This is a genomic window from Saccharopolyspora sp. NPDC045941 (genome assembly GCF_056431445.1).
This window is the reverse complement of the sequence record NZ_JBWKKU010000044.1, coordinates 30994-48283: the sequence shown is the minus strand read 5'-3', so window position 1 is coordinate 48283 and position 17290 is coordinate 30994. Positions and strand designations below refer to the sequence as shown.

The 17290-nt window shown below is 71.5% G+C and carries 15 protein-coding genes; 10 read left to right on the top strand and 5 right to left on the bottom strand.

Annotated features, from left to right (window positions below; genetic code table 11):
* Positions 1-27: 27 nt before the first annotated feature.
* The 3 genes from AC07FN_RS30240 to AC07FN_RS30230 all read right to left on the bottom strand — a co-directional run bounded on the left by AC07FN_RS30240 (position 28) and on the right by AC07FN_RS30230 (position 3803).
* Entirely contained in the window at positions 28-1092 is a 1065-nt protein-coding gene (locus tag AC07FN_RS30240) for a 2,5-dihydroxypyridine 5,6-dioxygenase NicX family protein (RefSeq protein WP_397528635.1), read from the bottom strand.
* Between the two features lie 294 nt (positions 1093-1386).
* A complete protein-coding gene (locus AC07FN_RS30235; protein WP_478398654.1) occupies positions 1387-3000 on the bottom strand; it encodes an OPT/YSL family transporter in 1614 nt (537 codons plus the stop codon).
* 26 nt (positions 3001-3026) lie between these two features.
* Positions 3027-3803 carry an IclR family transcriptional regulator gene (locus AC07FN_RS30230; RefSeq protein WP_478398653.1) on the bottom strand — a complete coding sequence of 259 codons (777 nt, stop codon included), beginning with the start codon at positions 3801-3803 and terminating at the stop codon, positions 3027-3029.
* A 176-nt stretch (positions 3804-3979) separates the two neighbouring features.
* Between AC07FN_RS30230 and AC07FN_RS30225 the strand changes: the two genes are divergently transcribed.
* The 7 genes from AC07FN_RS30225 (at position 3980) to AC07FN_RS30195 (ending at position 12950) form a co-directional block, all read left to right on the top strand.
* A complete protein-coding gene (locus tag AC07FN_RS30225; RefSeq protein WP_358569137.1) occupies positions 3980-4633 on the top strand; it encodes a GntR family transcriptional regulator in 654 nt (217 codons plus the stop codon).
* A 466-nt stretch (positions 4634-5099) separates the two neighbouring features.
* The gene (locus tag AC07FN_RS30220) at positions 5100-6581 is read left to right on the top strand and encodes an MFS transporter (RefSeq protein ID WP_478398652.1); all 1482 of its coding nucleotides are present in this window, start codon (positions 5100-5102) and stop codon (positions 6579-6581) included.
* 150 nt (positions 6582-6731) lie between these two features.
* Positions 6732-7514: an enoyl-CoA hydratase/isomerase family protein gene (locus AC07FN_RS30215; RefSeq protein WP_132486835.1), complete on the top strand. Its 783-nt coding sequence runs from the start codon at positions 6732-6734 to the stop codon at positions 7512-7514.
* Complete coding sequence (locus AC07FN_RS30210; protein ID WP_478398651.1) at positions 7511-9586, top strand: acetate--CoA ligase family protein; 2076 nt, start codon at positions 7511-7513, stop codon at positions 9584-9586. Before AC07FN_RS30215 ends, AC07FN_RS30210 begins: the two co-directional genes overlap by 4 nt.
* 3 nt (positions 9587-9589) lie before the next feature.
* Complete coding sequence (locus AC07FN_RS30205) at positions 9590-10921, top strand: MFS transporter (protein WP_478398650.1); 1332 nt, start codon at positions 9590-9592, stop codon at positions 10919-10921.
* Positions 10918-12006, top strand: coding sequence for an acyl-CoA dehydrogenase family protein (locus AC07FN_RS30200; protein ID WP_478398649.1), 1089 nt, complete (start codon positions 10918-10920; stop codon positions 12004-12006). The genes AC07FN_RS30205 and AC07FN_RS30200 overlap by 4 nt, the downstream gene beginning before the upstream one ends.
* Positions 12003-12950 carry an acyl-CoA dehydrogenase family protein gene (locus tag AC07FN_RS30195; RefSeq protein WP_478398648.1) on the top strand — a complete coding sequence of 316 codons (948 nt, stop codon included), beginning with the start codon at positions 12003-12005 and terminating at the stop codon, positions 12948-12950. The genes AC07FN_RS30200 and AC07FN_RS30195 overlap by 4 nt, the downstream gene beginning before the upstream one ends.
* A gap of 7 nt (positions 12951-12957) precedes the next feature.
* Here AC07FN_RS30195 and AC07FN_RS30190 read toward each other — a convergent pair whose 3' ends face one another.
* On the bottom strand, positions 12958-13437 hold the full coding sequence (locus AC07FN_RS30190) for a GPP34 family phosphoprotein (protein ID WP_478398647.1): 480 nt from the start codon (positions 13435-13437) through the stop codon (positions 12958-12960).
* A 46-nt stretch (positions 13438-13483) separates the two neighbouring features.
* Here AC07FN_RS30190 and AC07FN_RS30185 point away from each other — a divergent pair, with 46 nt between their 5' ends.
* A complete protein-coding gene (locus AC07FN_RS30185) occupies positions 13484-14386 on the top strand; it encodes a TetR/AcrR family transcriptional regulator (protein ID WP_478398646.1) in 903 nt (300 codons plus the stop codon).
* 4 nt (positions 14387-14390) lie between these two features.
* Here AC07FN_RS30185 and AC07FN_RS30180 read toward each other — a convergent pair whose 3' ends face one another.
* On the bottom strand, positions 14391-14762 hold the full coding sequence (locus AC07FN_RS30180; protein WP_478398645.1) for a MerR family transcriptional regulator: 372 nt from the start codon (positions 14760-14762) through the stop codon (positions 14391-14393).
* Between the two features lie 48 nt (positions 14763-14810).
* Between AC07FN_RS30180 and AC07FN_RS30175 the strand changes: the two genes are divergently transcribed.
* Entirely contained in the window at positions 14811-15695 is an 885-nt protein-coding gene (locus AC07FN_RS30175; protein ID WP_478398644.1) for an SDR family oxidoreductase, read from the top strand.
* A 150-nt stretch (positions 15696-15845) separates the two neighbouring features.
* Complete coding sequence (locus AC07FN_RS30170) at positions 15846-17135, top strand: MFS transporter (RefSeq protein ID WP_478398643.1); 1290 nt, start codon at positions 15846-15848, stop codon at positions 17133-17135.
* Positions 17136-17290 lie beyond the last annotated feature (155 nt).

Here is a 17290-nt window from a genome sequence, read left to right as displayed (position 1 = left end):
CGCGCCGTCGTGCGGGCCGGTCGCGGATCAGTAGCCGGGGGCGCCGATCTCGCGGCAGATCCGCACCAGTTCCGGGTGCACGTAACGACCGTCGAGCTCGATGGCCTCGCCGTCGAGGTAGATCGACGGGCCGAGCACGCTGCCGTCGGTGTGCGCCGCCGCCACCCACGGCTCGCCGCCGATCCACGCGCCCTTGGTCCCGATGCCGATCTCCACGCAGCCGAACACCCGCTCGTCCTCCACGATGCGGCCGGTGGGCACCAGCACGCCCGGGTTGAAGCCCAGCGACCAGTGCGCCAGCCGGAACATGTTCGGGTCGTCGAAGGACTCCATCCAGTTCCGGAACACCTCGGCGTCGCGGTCGCCGGTGATCTCGGTGACCACGCCGTTCTCCACCTTGCAGCGCACCGGGGAGCGCAGCAGCCCGATCTCGGCCGGCGGCCACAGCGCGCCGTCGAACACGAGGGTGCCGTTCTGGGTCTCCTCGATCGGGTTCCAGGAGATCTGGCCGGAGAGCATCACGGTCTCGCCCGGCTTCTCGGCGGGCTTGCCGCGCAGGTTGATCGGGCGTCCCTGGTTGCGGCCGACCAGATCGGTGCCGTTGGCGGCGGTGATGCGCACCTCGTCGGCCTGCTCCAGCAGCGCGACCAGCGCGCGGCCCAGCCGCATGACGCCTTCGAAGTCGGGCTTGCCGACGGTGTCGACCAGCATCGGGATGTCCATGCCGGTCAGGTTGGTGTAGCGGGCGCCGTTCGCGATGGCCGCGCGGAATGCGTCGCTGTGCATGATGTAGGCGACGCTGAACTCGATCCACACGTCGGCCTTGGCGATCGCGCCGGCCACCGGGGCCGGCGGTTCCATCGCCGAACTCGGCCGCGTCTCGTACCAGATCACGGTGGGCGTGGCCCCGGCCGCGGCGACCGCCTGCGCGGTGAGCTCCACGACGCGCCGGTCGGTCGAGGTGTCACCGGTGAGCACCACCTCTTCCCCCGGCTTGACCAGCATGACCTGCTCGACGAGCTTGCGGGCGCCGATCGCGGCCTCCCACGACAGGTACTCCGGCCGGGACTCGACTCGGCTCACAACCTCCACGACAACTCCTCTTCTCTCATTGAGCGTTTTTCATCCTGGTCGGCCCGCAACCGCGGGTCGCAAAGCTGCACGTCGATGAGGTGTCGCATGCGCCGCAGGCGCATAGCCCACCCTTGCAACCGGCACCGCCGCGGGTTCTCAGAGGCTTCCTGGCGAGGACGGCCCTGACGCCGCGTATTGGACATACACAAGTCAGGGCACCCACAGACCAGGGAGCCTCTGAGGTTCCGCTACCCGCACCGCCACGCAGAACGAGGTTGGAAAACCTCATTGCACTTGCACGAACGGACCGGGTCACTTGGACTCGAAGATCCGGCTGGTCGAATAGAGCGCGTCGCCCGCGATGAGGCCCGCGCCGACGAGGTTGAGGTCCTCGTCCGCCTTGTCGCCGCGCCGCCAGCGGTAGACGATCCGCACCACGAGGGCGCCGAAGACCAGCCAGCAGGCCTGCGGGGTGGCGATCAGCAGGCCGGTGGCCAGCAGCACGCCCATCTGCCGGTTCGCGCCGCCGAGCAGCTGGATCAGCGCGCCGGGAATCGCCCACAGCAGCAACGTCATCAGCACGTTCGGGTCGGACAGCCCGGCGTGGATGGTGGCGGCGTAGACCTTGGCGACCGGCGGCAGCAGTCCGTCGCCGAAGAACGCCTGCCAGGACACGGCGACCGCGACGGTCGCCACCGCGAAGCCCACCAGCGAGGAGAGGTACTGCTGGAACCGGCCGGCGCGCTCGAAGGCGTCGTAGGGCCGGTGTTCCTTGCGCAGCAGCCAACCCGCCTTGAAGTCGTAGCCCATGTCGGCGAACGCGGGCCCGGTCGCGGACGTGTAGCCGACGAACAGCGCCAGGGCCACCGGCGGCACCCCGAGGATCAGGCCGAGCACCAGGAAGATGAGCGTCACGGCGAACGCCGGGAACCAACCGGAGTGCATCGCGGCGAGGCCCACGATGATCTCGTGGATGATCGCGGCCAGCGCGGCGGCCAGGATCCAGAGGATCAGCGCCGGCACCGACAGCTCCGAGATCAACCCGCCGGCCAGGGCGACGACGGCGGCACCGATCACGAACAGCACGTAGCCCTGCAGGACTCCCTTGCGCAGCGCCTTCTCGTCGACCTGCGGCACCTCGCTCGGATCGATGGACGTGGTGCGCTCGGCCTTCCCGTCCTTCTTCCGGAACATCAGGTAGGCGGCCTGCCCGAGGGCGACCAGGCCGGCGCCGATCATCACGCCGTGCGGGATGTAGAGGCTGCCGATGTTGATGTGGAACCAGGTGGGGCTGTACTGGCTGAACAGCAGCCCGATGCCGAACATGGCGAGCGCCCAGACGTTGCCGATGAAGGCCACGCCCGCCGCCGAGACCGGCAGCTTGAAGAATGCGCCGATGAACCCGAGGACGGCACCGCCGGCCAGCACGGCGGCCCGCCGGCCGCCCTTGTCCCCGGCGATGATGGTGTCGGCGGCGGCGATGCCGGGCGGCCAGGCGGCCTGCGCGGGCAGCAGCCGCGAGTTGAAAAGCCGGTACAGCACGAAGGAATCCGCGAACAACCCGATCGCGACGCCGACGAAGACCGGCCACACGAGGTCGGCTCGGCCGAACGCGAAGGGCACCGCGATGGGCGCCAGCAGCGAGTTCGCGGCGGCGAAGGTGGAGCCGGAAACGGCGCTCTGCACCAGGTTCTGGCGGTGCACGGAGCGCATCTTGCGCAGCGCGGCGATGTTGATCCGGCCGATGATCATCGCGATCAGCGCGCCGATGACGGACGTGTTGGCCGAGATCCCGAGCGTGGTGATGAGGTGCAGGCCGATTATCGCCCCGACCACGGAGAGCACGATGGTGATCACCAGCACGGTGGGCTCGAAGGCCCGCGGATGCGCGCGTTCGGCGCCGGCCACGGGGTCGCTGATGGTCATGAGCAGCCTTTCCGGAAAGCGGTCGGTCAGCTGGGCGACCCGGCATCGCCGGGCGCGAGTCGGCTGGACAGGTCGGCGCCTGCGGCGCGCAGCGGGGCGGTCAGCTCGTCGATCCGGCCGGTCACGCGTTCGGCCGGTCCGATCAGCGTCAGGGAGGCGACGGTCGCGCCGGCGAGCAGCAGCGGCACCGCGACGGCGCCGACGTTGGCGTCGAACTCGCCGTCGGACACCGACATCCCGGTGTCGGCGACCTCCTGCCACCGCTGCGCCAGCTCGGCGTAGGTGGTGGGGGTGTTCGGGGTGAACCGGGTGAGCGGCTCGGGCCCGAAGAGCTCGCTGACCTCCTCCAGCGGCTGCCCGGCGAACAACGCGTGCCCCGAACACCCAGCGTGACCGGGCATCACGTGCCCGACGATCGCCGAGTAGCTCAACGGCCCGCGCGCGTCCACCGCGGCCACTGTGCGGTAGGAGCCGCCGTGCGCGACGTTGAGCACGGCGCTCTCCCCCGTCTCCCGGGCCAGCTTCGCGAGCACCGGCCTGGCGATCAGGCTCAGCGCGCCGCTGCGCTCGGCGACCCGGGCGAGCTGCGAAATCGCCGGCCCGAGGCGGTACCGCCGGGTTTCGGGGTCGGGGAGGACGAAGCCGCGATGGGCGAGCGTGGCCAGCAGCCGCTGGACGACGGACTTGTCGAGCCCGAGCTCGCGCCCGAGCTCGCTGACTCCCCACTCCGGCCGCTGGTCGGAGAAGGAGAGCAGCACCTGCATGGCCCGATCCGCGGTCTGCAGGAGTCCCGAGCTCGCCAAACCGGCCTCCAAACCTAGAGTGTTGCGATATGCACAACGCTGTCGCTATTTGCGCACCGCGTTGGGGGATACGGTGCGCCCGGCCAGCGGGATTGTCAATACGTTGCGCCCGAAGTCGGATCACCACGGTGCGTTACTCTCGCGAGCACCGATCCAGCGGAGCGTGAGGTGAGGGCATGGCGGAGACTTCGGTGGGCCGCGCCGTCGAACTGATCCGGCAGATGATGCGCAGCCAGGAGCTGCTGCCGGGGCAGCCGCTGCGCCAGGAGGCGCTCGCCGAACGCTTGGGCGTCAGCCGCGTGCCGGTCCGCGAGGCGCTGAAGGCGCTCGAAGCGGAGGGCGTGGTGCGCCACCAGCCGAACGTCGGCTACACGGTGGCCCGGCTTTCGGCGGAGGAACTGCGCCAGGCGTACCTGATGCGCGCCGCGCTGGAGGCGGTCGTGCTGCGCGAGCTGCCGCGCCTGAGCACGGCGCAGATCATCGAGCTGACCGAGATCAACGAGCGCATCGCGGAGGCGGCCGAAGCGGTCGACGTCCTGCGGATCATCGAGCTCAACCACGACTTCCACTTCGTCATCTTCCGCAGTTCGGGGCTGAACCTGATCGTCGACGAGATCGAACGCATCTGGAAGATGACGGAGGCGTACCGCGCGGTGTACATCTACGACGAGTCGGCGCGCCGCCGGATCGTCCGCGAGCACCGGCAGCTGATCAACGCGCTGCGCCGCGGGCAGACCGAGCGAGCGATCCAGATCATGGACTCGCACCGCGACGCCACCCCGGCCCAGCTCGCCCCCGCGCTCGGCGTCAGCCTGCCGCTGCCGGGGTGAGCCGGAGGTCGTTCCACAGGCTCCGGGCAAGCTCATCCCGAAGGCGCCCGGCGCCTGACAGGTCGCCGATTTCGCGCGAAATCAGCGCCCCGCGTTCCTGACGGCCGCGTCTCGCGCGCCCTCATTTCCGGAACGACTCCTCGGTCCCGTGGACGAATCCGATACGTCCACTTAGGACTGATGGACGGCGGTCGAGACCGAGCCAGCGTCGGCTCGGCGGTCGCAGGTCCTCGGGGGCTTCCTGCGGCAGGCCGATGACGAGCCGGCGACCACGCCATGCCGCTGAAGTGGTCGCCCGGGAAGTAGCGCATCAGGATCCGGCCGTCGGCGATCCGGCGGATGCGCAGCTCGCTGCCCGGCTCGCCCAGTCCGGCGCGGAGTTCGCCTAAATCCTCGGGCTCCTCGTGAGCACCTTCCGGGTCCTTCGGTTCTGTGGGCGGCGCCGGTTCCGGGCGATCGTGGCGGTATGAGCGCTCCGGTGGGTGATGCGGAATTCGGCGTGCGCGCGGGATGGGGTGTCTTGTCCACCGCGTGCCTGTCCACGTTCGTCGTCAACGCCAACACCTCCGCGGTGAGCATCCTGATCCCCTCGATCAGCGCGGACCTGGGAACCCCGATCAACGTGCTGCAGTGGGCGGTGACCGGCTACCTCCTGGTCGGGGCCGCCGTGATCGTCACCTCCGGCGCGCTGGGCGACATCTTCGGTCGGCGGCGCCTGTTCCTGGCCGGTCTCGCGCTGTTCGTGGTGTCGTGCGCACTCATCGCCCTCGCCGGAACCGGGGTGCTGGTCGTGCTGGGGCGCCTGATCCAGGGCGCGGCCGGCGCGACGATCCTGGCCAGCGGGCTGAGCCTGCTCTCGGTGAACTCGTCCGGGGCGGCGCAGATGAAGGCCGTCGCCCTGTGGGGCGCTGCCGCCGCGGCCGGGGCCGCGGCGGGGCCGGTGGTCGGCGGCGTGCTCAACGAACTCACCGGCTGGCAGGGGTTGTTCTGGATCGACGCGGCGATCGCGCTGGTGTGCATCCCGTTCACGCTGCGCGCGGTGCCGGAATCCCGCGACCCGAACCGCGCCCGCACGATCGACCTGGCGGGCACCGGGCTGGTCGCCGCCGCGCTCGTGCCGTTCGTGTTCGCCATGACCGAGGGCTCGTCCTGGGGATGGCTGTCGCCGCCCACCTTGCTGTGCCTGGTCCTGTCCGCGCTGGCCGTGGTCGGGTTCGTGGTGGTCGAGCGCCGGGTGGCCGCCCCGCTGGTCGACCTGGGCCTGCTGCGCAACGCCCTGCTGGTGGGTTCCACCGGCGCGATCCTGATCGGGGCCGGGGCGATCGCCGCGCTCAGCTTCCTGGTGAGCCTGTACTTCCAGGCCCCGCAAACCCTCGGGATGACGAGCCTGCAAGCGGGTCTGGCGACGCTGCCGGTCGCCGCGGTGGTGGTCCTCGTGGCGCCGGTGGTCGCGCCGTTGGCCTACTACTTCGGCGCGCGCCCGGTCGTCGTGGCCGGTTTCGCGATCCTCACGGCGGCGTTCGTGGCACTCGCGGCGGTTCGGCCGTCGTGGGATTACGGCGCTTTCGTCCTCCCGCTGCTCGGCATCGCCGTGGGGCTGGCCCTTTCCAACAGCCCGGCGTCGTCGGTCGCCACCGCGTCCGTGTCGCGCGAGCAGGTGGGTGCGGCGTCCGGGATCTCGAACATGGCGCGCTACGTGGGTGGCGCGGTGATGACGGCCGTCGTCGCCGGGATCTACGCGCAGGTCGCCGTGAAGAGCGCAACCGGGGGCGAGCCGCTCGCGGACGCCCTCGCGACCGGCCTGTCGCGAGCGTCGATCGCGCTCGCGGCATTCTCCGCAGCGGGCGTGCTGCTCGCACTGCTGGTCGCTCGCCGCCCGGAAAAGCCACGGCTCGGCGACTACGCCGCCGCCGCGACCGCGACGACGCACACCTTGCCCACCACCTGACCACGCCCATGTCCGCGCGCATCGCGGGCGGGCGCGACCGGTTCCTCCGCCGGGCTAGGCGGTCCCAGAAATTGAATACAATTTTGTATGGACTCCGTGCGCGTCGAGTGCTTAACTCGGGCCCGACGCAGGCGACGGGAAGGGACGGACATGGCGGATCTCGAGTACCAGGTCAGCGACGGGATCGGGACGATCCTGCTCAACCGCCCGAAGCGCAAGAACGCCTTCACCATGGAGATGATCGACGAGTGGGCCGCGGCCATCCGCTCCGCTCGCTTCGACCCCGAGGTGCGGGTCCTGGTGCTCACCGGCGCCGGCGACGCGTTCTGCTCGGGCGTCGACCTGGACGCCTTCACCTCGGGCGAGAAGTCCGTGCTGGACCACAAGACCGTCCTCACCGACCGGATCCACCAGGTCGCCCTCGCCCTGGAAGACCTGGACAAGCCGGTCATCGCGGCGGTCAACGGCGTCGCGGTCGGCGCCGGCATGGACATGGCCCTGATGTGCGACATCCGGTTCGTCGGCGAGTCGGCCAGGCTCTCCGAGGGCTACGTCCGCGTCGGCCTGGTCCCCGGCGACGGCGGCTGCTACTACCTGCCGCGACTGGTGGGCACCGCGAAGGCGCTGGAGCTGCTGTGGACCGGCGACTTCGTAGATGCCAAGACCGCGGTGGACATCGGCATCGCCAGCCGGTGCGTGCCCGACGCCGAACTGATGGACGAGACCTACGCGTTCGCCCGGCGCCTGGCCGACGGCCCGCCGGTGGCCATCCGGGCCATCAAGCGGACCGTGTACCAGTCGGCGCGAACCGACCTGCGCACCTCGCTGGACCTGATCTCCTCGCACATGGCCGTCGTTCAGTCCACTGAGGACTCCGCAGAGGCGATGCAGGCCTTCAAGGAGAAGCGCAAGCCCGAGTTCCGGGGCCGGTGACCACTGTGGATGGACTGCTGCGGCCGCGGTCCGTGGCGATCGTCGGCGCCTCGGAGCGCTCCGCGATGGCCGGGCGGCTCACCCGCTACCTGCGGGACTTCGACGGCGCCGTCTACCCGATCAACCCGAACCACCGCGAGATCCACGGGCTGCCCTGCTACCCGTCGCTGCTGGAACTGCCCGGCCCGGTCGACCTGGTGCTGGTGCTGGTTCCGGCGTCGCGCGTGCTGCCGGTGGTCGAGGAAGCGGGCCGCGCGGGCGCGTCCTGCGTGGTGGTGCTGTCGTCCGGGTTCGCCGAGATCGGCGCGGACGGCCGGGAACTCCAGGACCGGCTGGTGGCGGCCGCGAAGCGGCACGGGCTGCGGGTCATCGGCCCCAACTGCCAGGGCCTGATCTACCGGCCCACCGGGCTGACCGCCACGTTCACCGCCGCCGCCGACGGGGAGCAGCCGGGCGAATCCGGCATCGCCTACGTGGGCCAGAGCGGCGCGCTCGGCGGCAGCTTCCTCGGGCTGGCGCGGGATCGCGGGATCGGGCTCACCGCCTGGATCAGCGTCGGCAACCAGGCCGACCTGACCGCGACCGACGCCGCCGAACTGCTGGTGGCCGACCCGAACGTCCGGGTGCTGGCCTGCTACCTGGAGGAACTGCCCGACGGGACGCGGTGGGCCCGGCTCGCGGCGCGCGCCGCCGAGCTCGGCAAGCACATCGTCGTGCTGCGCTCGGGCCGCTCCTCGGCGGGTGAGCGCGCCATCGCCTCGCACACCGGCGCGCTGGTGCGCTCCGGGGCCGCTTTCGACCTGCTCACCCGGGAATCCGGCGCGATCCAGGTCGACGACCTCGACGAACTGCTGGACGTCTCGGTCGCGTTGACCGGTGCCCCGAGCCTGCGGGCGGGCCGCATCGGCGTCATCACCAGCTCCGGCGGGGCGGGCGGGCTGGCCGCCGACCAGGCCGAGGGCAACGGCCTGGCGCTGCCCGAACTCGACGCCGCGACGCAAGCGGCCCTGGCGCCGCTCGTGCCGTCGTTCGGCAGCGTCGTCAACCCGGTGGACGTCACCGCGCAGGTCATCAACGACCACGCGCAGCTGGGCGCGGTGTGCGAGGCCGTCGCGGAATCCGCCGAGGTGGACACCGTGCTGGTGGCGCTGACGACCATCGGCGGCGAGCCCGCGGTGGCGGTGGCCGAGTCGATCCTGCGAGCCGCGAAGCGCTCCGCCAAACCCTTTGTCGTGGCCTGGATCTACTCCCACGACCAGATCGCCGAGGCGGCCTCGTTGTTGCGCCGCAACGGTGTTTCCGTGCTGGGCACGACGACCGCCGCGCTGCGCCTCATCGCGCACCTGGTGCCCCACGACGAGCGGCGCGCCGCCGTCGCCGCGCCGCGCGGCCTGGCCGGTTTCCTGGACCGGCCGGCGCTCACCGAGGCCGGTGGCGCGGAGCTGCTCGACGCGATGCGGATCGCCCGGCCGCGCGGACGGCTGGCAGCCGACCCTGCCGAGGCCGCCGCGGTCGCCGGGGAACTCGGCGACCGGGTCGTGCTGAAGGTCCAATCCCCCGATCTGGCGCACAAAAGCGATGTCGGCGGCGTCGTGGTCGGCGTTCCGGCGGAGCGGGTTCGCGACGCCGCCGAGGACATGCTCGAAACCGTCGCCGCGAACGCGCCCCAGGCCCGCATCGACGGCGTGCTGGTGCAGGAACTCCTGCCCGGTGGCGTCGAGCTGCTGGTCGGCGTGCAGGGCGGCGAGGACGGCTACCCGCCGGTGCTGACCGTCGGCATGGGCGGCACGACGACCGAGCTGTACCGGGACGTCGTCTCCGCCCTCGGCCCGGTGGACTCCGAGCAGGCCACCGCGTTGTTGCGGCGGCTGCGCGGCTGGCCGCTGCTGGACGGCTTCCGCGGTCGTCCGCGCTGCGATGTGGCGGCGGCCGCCGCCGCCATCGCGTCGATTTCCCAGGCGGCCGTGGAACTCGGCGACCGGCTGGGCGAACTGGAGATCAACCCGCTCGTGGTCCACGGGTCCGGCGCGGTCGCCGCCGACCTCGTCGTGACCGGAAGAACCCGGAGGTAGCAGATGCGCGGGTCGACGAAGCCCCGCCGGTTCACCCACGCCCGCGCGGTGCTCAGCGGGTCGATCGGCAACACCGTCGAGTGGTACGACTGGTTCGTCTACGCGAACTTCGCGCTGTACTTCGCCGGGCAGTTCTTCCCGAAGGGCAATCCCACCGCGCAGCTGATGAACACCGCCGCGGTGTTCGCGGTGGGCTTCCTGGCCCGCCCGCTGGGCGGCTGGGTGCTCGGCCGGATCGCCGACCGGCGGGGCCGCAAGTTCGGCCTGACCCTGTCGGTGACGATGATGTCGTTCAGCGCGCTGCTGATCGCCATCGCCCCGCCCCACCAGCACGCCGGCTACCTCGGCGCGGTGCTGCTGCTGATCGCGCGGATCATGCAGGGCATCAGCGTCGGCGGCGAGTACGCGGCCAGCGCGGCGTACCTCACCGAGGTGTCGCAGCGGGGCCGGCGCGGCCTGGGTTCGAGCTTCCAGTACGTGTCGGTGACGATCGGGCAGCTGATCGGGCTCGTCGTGCTGATGGTGCTGCAGGCCGTCATGACCGAGGAGCAGCTCACCTCGTGGGGCTGGCGCATCCCGTTCGTCATCGGGGCGATCGCCGCACTCGTGGTGTTCTACCTGCGGCGCCGGATGCACGAGACGTCGGCTTACGTCGAAGAGGAATCGCACGACGCGCAGATGCGCCGGGGCACGCTGCGCGAGGTGTGGAAGCACCGCCGCGCCGCGGTGCTGGTGTTCGCGCTGACCCTCGGCGGCAGCGTGGCGTTCTACACCTACACCACGTACCTGACGAAGTACCTGAGCAACTCCGTGGGGCTGAGCAAGCCCGACGCGGCCCGGGTCATGTTCATCGCGTTGTGCGTGTTCACGGTCCTGCTGCCGCTGGGCGGGGCGATCTCGGACAAGATCGGCCGCCGGCCGGTGCTGATCTTCTTCGGCGTCGGCACCACGCTGGGCACCTACCCCATCATGACGTCGATGCAGCGCTGGCCGAGCTTCGGCGTCGCGCTGGCGCTGACCATGCTGGCGTTGACGATCGTGGCCGGGTACTCGTCGGTGAACGCCTGCGTGAAGGCCGAGCTGTTCCCGACCGGCATCCGCACGGTCGGCGTCGCGATCCCCTACGCGCTGGCGCAGGCGATCTTCGGCGGCACCGCGGAGTACGTGGCGCTGGCGTTCCGCGACGCGGGCGTCGAGAACTACTTCTTCTTCTACGTCTCGGCCTGCGGCCTGGTGTCGCTGCTGACCTACCTGCTGATGCCGGAGACCGGGACCGCGGCGCTGAGCCGCGCCGAGCAGGAGCTGCAGAGCAGCGGAAAGGAGACCGTCGCATGAGTCCGCTGTCCGACCTGCGCCAGGAAGTGCGGGACCTGTGCCGGAGTTGGCGGGCCGACGGCCGGTACCGGCCGCGGCCGGACGCCTGGCTGCGGTCCTTCGACCTCGACTTCAGCAAGGAGCTCGCCGAGCGCGGCTTGCTGGGCATGACCTGGCCGCGTTCGGTGGGCGGCGCCGAGCGGTCGAACCTGGCGCGGCTGGTGGTCACCGAGGAACTGCTGCGGGCGGGCGCGCCGGTGGCCGCGCACTGGATCGGCGACCGGCAGATCGGCCCGTCGATCCTGCGGCACGGCACGCCCCGGCTGCAGCAGGAGATCCTGCCCGACATCGCCGCAGGAGAGTTCGTGTTCTGCCTGGGCATGAGCGAACCCGACGCCGGCTCCGACCTCGCCGCGGTGCGCACCACCGGCACCCGCGTCGCGGGCGGCTGGCGCATCGACGGCCGGAAGATCTGGACCAGTCACGCGCACCGCGCCACGCACGCCTACCTGCTGGTGCGCACCGAGAAGTCCGAGGTGAAGCACGCCGGGCTGACCGAGTTCGTGCTGGACATGAGCGATCCCGGGGTGTCGGTGTCGCCGATCGTCGACATGGCCGGCTCGCACCACTTCAACGAGGTGGTGTTCGAGAACGTCTTCGTGCCCGAGGAGCGGGTGATCGGCGTCGAGGGCAACGCCTGGCGGCAGGTCACCGAGCAGCTCGCCTACGAACGCGGCGGGCCGGAGCGGGTGCTGTCCACGTATCCGGTGCTGGAAGAGCTGCTGGGCGGCGGCAACGAAGACATGGCGGCCGAGGTCGGCGAGCTGGTGGCCCGGCTGGCGACGCTGCGGTCGTTGTGCGCGCAGGTCGCCGCGGCGGTCGACGCGGGCGAGGCTCCCGTGCAGGCCGCCGCGACGCTGAAGTACCTCGGCACCGCTTTCGAACGCGACGTGCTCGAATGCGCCCGCCGGGCAATGGATTCCGGGATCGTCTCGTCCGAGAGCACACTGGGCGAGGCCATCCTCGCCTCGCCCGGCTTCAGCATTCGCGGCGGTTCCTCGGAGGTGCTGCTGTCCATCCTCGCCAAGCAGGAGGCCCGACGTTGAGCAACTCGCTGATCACCGAGGTCGCCGCGGACGTGCTGTCCGGGGCGTCGCCGGAGGCGCCGGAAGGCGCGCTGCACCCGCTGTGGCCGACGCTTGTCGAACTGGGCTGGCCGCAGGTCGGCATCCCCGAGGAGCGCGGCGGAGCCGGCGGGACCCTGGGCGACCTGGCGGAGCTGATCGCCGCGACGGCGGCGAGCGGCGTGAGCGTGCCGCTGCTGGAAACGTCGTTGGCGCAGTGGATTCTCGGCGAGCAGCTCCCGGCGGGGCTGGTCGTCGCGGCCACCGGCGTCGACAACGTCCCGTGGGCCAGGCACGCCGACCACGTCGTGGTGTGCCCCGAGCGGGAATCCGCCTACCTGGTCGAGCCGAACGGCGACGTCGAGCAAGGGCAGAACCTCGCCGGTGAACCGCGCGACACGATCCGGGTTTCGGGGGCCACGACTCCCCTCCCCGCCGCTCCCCCGCACGACGCCGTGCTCGCCCGCGCCGCTGTGCTCAACGCGTCCGCGCTGCTCGGCGCCGCGCGCGGCGCGTACGCGCGCACCCGCGAGCACGTCACGCAGCGGGAGCAGTTCGGTCGCCCGCTCGTCGCGCTCAAGGCGGTGGCCAACGGGCTGGCCGAGATGAGCACCCACCTGGTCGCCACCGAAGCCGCGGTGGCGCGGGCGGTGCGGATCCACGAGGAGGACTCCGCGGAACGCGCCTTCGCCGCGTCGGCGGCCGCGAAGATCACCGCAGCCCGGACGGCCACCAGCATCGCCCGTGCCGCGCACCAGCTGCAGGGGGCGATGGGCGTGACCCGCGAGCACTCGCTGCACCACGTCACGCGGAAGTTGTGGGCGTGGCGCGACGAATACGGCAGCGAGCGCCACTGGTCGGCGGAGCTGGGTCGGGCGGCGCTCTCGGCGGGCGAGACCGGGCTGTGGGAGCAGCTCACCGCCTGAGCCGCCGTCACCCGCCCCTGGAACTCATCGGCACCGCCGAGTCGAGCGCCACGCTGGTGTCGCGCAATTCTTCGGGAAAGGCCGCCACCGCGCCGATGCCACGGCCGCGGTCCAGGCGCTGGCGAACGGTCGGCCGGACCCCCAGCTCCAGGTCGGCGGATTGGGCGAGGCCGCACAACAGCAGCATGCGCTCGTCGTACCGGTCCTGGCCGATGGCCGATTGGACCGCGGCGAGCAGCACGCCGCGCGCCGCGAGGTCCGGGCAATGGCGTTCGCCGCGGAAGATCCCGGCGAGGCCCTTGCCCGGCTCGTGGCGCGACAAACCGCGCTCGACCAGCGCGGACCGGTGCAGGGTCAAGGCGGCGCGGCCCCGCCGCCGGACCCAGCGGCGCAGGCGGACCGACCCGCCTTCGGCGGCGCTGCCTTGCGCCAGCTCGGCCAGCAGCGCGTCCGCCCAGCCCAGGCCGGTGGGCGAGGCGTCGAGCAACCGGATCGCGGCATCCGACGGGAAGTAGACGTCGAAGCCGAACTTCTTGCTCTTCCGGATCCGGACCGAGCAGCCTGCGGCGCACTGCGAGCTCCGCGAGTTCGGCTGCGGCGCAACCGGCCACGACTTGGCCGGCGTCGTGCACCGTGCCGTTGTCGCGGTGCGCGAGCAGGACGAACTCCTCGGGCAGGGAAAGGCGCGCTGGCAGGGCCACGTGCACGACCGTGCCAGAACCGCGCCTGCCCGGGTTCGGACCGGCCCGAAGGGGCAAGCCGGACTGCCCGCCCCTGCACCATGCCCGGTGCCGGGCCGCAGCCCGTATTCTGATGGCGTGACGGCGGCATCCGAATCCTCTGCCCACAACGGCTCCGCCATCCCGCGCGGCCAGGGCGGCGACGCGCTTTCCGTCGCGGCGCGCGAGATCTTCGCCGAACGCGGGTACCACGGCGCGTCCATCCGGGACATCGCCAAGCGGGCCGGGCTGAGCCTGTCCGCGCTGTACTACTGGCATTCCAGCAAGCAGGAGCTGTTCGCCGGACTGCTGGAGGACAGCGTCAACGACTACGTGCAGGCCTGCGACGCGGCCCTGAACGACTGCGGCGATGATCCGGTCGAGCGGCTGAGCGCGATCGTGCGCGCCACCGTGGACTACCGGGTGCGGCGGCGGGTGGAAAGCACCATCGCGGTGCGGGAGATCCGCAACCTGGAGGACGAGCACGCGCGTCGGCTCGGCGCGCTGCGCGAGTCGGCGACCCGGCTGTTCCAGGACATCATCGACGACGGCGTGCGACGCGGGGAATTCCGCTGCGAGCACCCCGCCGAGGCCCGCCGCGCGATCCAGGCCGCCTGCAACGCGATCCCGCAGTGGTACGACCCGGAAAGCGATGTGGGCGCGGCCGAACTCGCCGACCGCTACGTGGCGATCGCGCTGCGCGTCGTCGGCGCCTGACGGCTCAGAGCTCGCGGGCGAAAGCCGCGCAGTCCGGGCATTCGTCCAGGTATCGGTGCCGGCAGTCGGCGGTGTGCCGGAGGTACGTGATGGCCTGCTGCGTGCGGCGGACTTCGCTTTCGAGGGCGGCGATCTTCGCCCGCACGACCGCCTGCGCCGCCGACTTCTTCGGCGCCATGGCGGCGGTGACCTCCGGCAACGAGAGTCCCACGCGCCGTAGCTTCAGCACGGTGCGCGCCTGTTCCAGGGTGGTGTCGTCGAAGATGCGGTAGCCGTTGCCGTCGCGGGGCACGGCGAACGCGCCGGCCTGTTCCCAGTGCCGCAGCACGTGAGCCTCGATGCCGAGCTCCGCGGCCGCTTCCCCGATGGTCCTCACCACGCGCACCTTGCCTTCATGTCGACCTGAACCCCTAGTGTCCGCGGCATGTCAGGAACCATTCTCCCCGCGGTCGGCGAGCGGACCTCATCGGTCCTGGTCACCGGCGCCACCGGCAACCTCGGCCGGGAAGTCGTCGACCGGTTGCGAACCCGCGGTGTGCGGGTTCGCTGCCTTTCGCGCCGTCCCCTGCCGGGAGTCGAGTCGGTGCGCGGCGACCTCACCGACCCCGCCGTCGTCCGCTCCGCGCTCGCAGGCGTGGACGCCGTGCTCCTCGTGTGGCCGCTGCTCGATGCGGCCCCTGCCCACGACCTGGTCGCCGAACTCGCCGCTGCGGCGCCTCGCGTCGTCTACGTGTCCTCGACGGCCATCGACGACGAAGCCGCCCGCCAGAGCGATCCCATCGTTCAGGTGCATGCGGACGTTGAGGCCATGCTCGGAGATTCCGGCCTGCGGTGGGTGGCATTGCGAAGCGACACGTTGGCGTCCAACGCCCGGGGCTGGGCGGCCCAGTTGAAGGCGGGTGACGTGGTGTCCGGCCCGGACATCGCGCGGACGGCCGTCGTGGACGAGCGCGACGTGGCCGAAGCGGCTGCGGCCGTGCTGCTCGGGGACGACGAGCAACGTGGACCGCACGTGTTGACCGGCCCCGAGATCCTCGGTCGTGCCGATCAGGTCGCCTTGCTCGGTGCTGCGCTGGGGCGCCGCCTGCGCTTCGAGGCCGTTCCCCCGGATCTGGCGCGATCCCGGATGCTCGCGGACGGCCGTCCCGAGCACCTGGTGGAGGCGCTGGTCGCCGCTTCGGCGCACCGCCCGGAGTCGGGCCTCATCACCGACCACGTGGAGCGCCTGACCGGCCGGCCGCCCGGCACCTTCGGGCGCTGGGCCCTCGACCACGCCGCCGATTTCGCGCGAAATCGACGCTCCATGTGAGGGCGGGGCGCGATTTCGCGCGAAATCGCCGCCCCACCTGCCACCGGACCGATTTCCGGGGCGCGATGTTGACCTCCAGCAATGTCGAGGTTCTAGCGTCGACCGCATGATCGAGAACTTGTCCGCGGACTCCCGGGGTCGTGAGCGGCCATGATGGAGAACGACACCGTGGCACCGACGCCCGCGCCGCCCGGATTTCCCCGCGTGCTGCTGCCCTTCCGCCGTTCCTCATATCGCAGGCTCGCCGCCGCCCTGTTCTTCGCGCTGTGCACGAGCGGGCTGTGGGTGGTCGCGCAGGTCTGGGAAGTGGTGCGGATCGGCGGCGGCGCCAGCGAATTGTCCTTCGTCGCGGCAGCGGCGTCGCTCGGCGCGCTGCTGCCCCTCCTGCTCGGCGGCGCGGTCGCCGACAGGGTGGCGCAGAAGACGATCCTGATCGTCGTCCAGGGCGCCCACGCGCTCGTCCTGACCACCGCAGCCGTGCTGGCGCTGACCGACCAGCTTCGGTTGTGGCACCTCGTCGTGGTCGCGTTCCTGGGCGGCACCGCCACGGCGTTCTACTTCCCCGCGTACTCCGCGTGGTTGCCCGCCTTGCTGGCCGAGGACGAGCTCATGGCGGTCAACGGGTTCGAGGGAATGCTGCGGCCGACCATCCAGCAGGCCGCCGGGCCCGCGGTCGGCAGCGTCATCATCGCCGCCGCCTCCCCCGGCGCGGCGATGGCCGTGGCCGCGGCGACGGCCTTCGCCGCCTTCTGCGCGTTCCTGGCGGTTCCGCGCACTCCGGTGCGCAGACGGGACGATGCGCGCAGCGTCGTCGCCGACATCGCCGAGGGATTCCGCTACATGGTGGCCACGCGGTGGCTGCTCGCGTCGCTGCTCTTCGCCTCGCTCATGGTGATGATGCTGATGGGCCCGCTGCAGGTGGTGCTGCCGTTCCTCATCAAGGACCGGCTCGGCGGCGGGGCGGAGCAGCACGCGTTGGTGCTGGCCGCGTGGGGAATCGGCGGCGCCGTCGGCTCGCTGGTCATGGGCTCGCTGCGGATGCCCCGCCGCTACCTGACGGTGCTGATCGGGCTGTGGGGCGTGAGTTGCCTGCCGCTCGTGGCCATCGCGTTCGCGGGCGAGCTCTGGATCATCGTCGCGGCCGCGTTCGCCGTCGGTGCGATGTTCTCCAGCCCGATGGTCCTGTGGGGAACGCTGCTCCAGCGCCGGGTTCCGCCGCACCTGCTGGGCCGGATCACCAGCCTCGACTTCTTCGTGTCGATCGCGTTCCTGCCCGTCTCGATGGCGGTGGCGGGCCCGGTCGCGGAGCTGATCGGGACGCCGGCGACCTTCCTGCTCGCCGGAACGGTGCCGGCGCTCGCGGCCGTGGCGGCGAGCGTCTTGGGCAGGCTGCCCGCCGACGAGCTCGCACACCCGCTCGCCCCGGAGCGCGCACCTTAGGAACGCGGTGCGGGCACGTGCGGTCCGTGACCGCCTGGAAATCAGGGCGGTTTCGCGCGAAACCGACACGCCCCCCTCCGGGGGTTGAGGGGTTCTTGTCACAGACAAACCTCCCCCCCCACCCCGAGACGGGGGGCGGTGCTGGGTAGTTTATC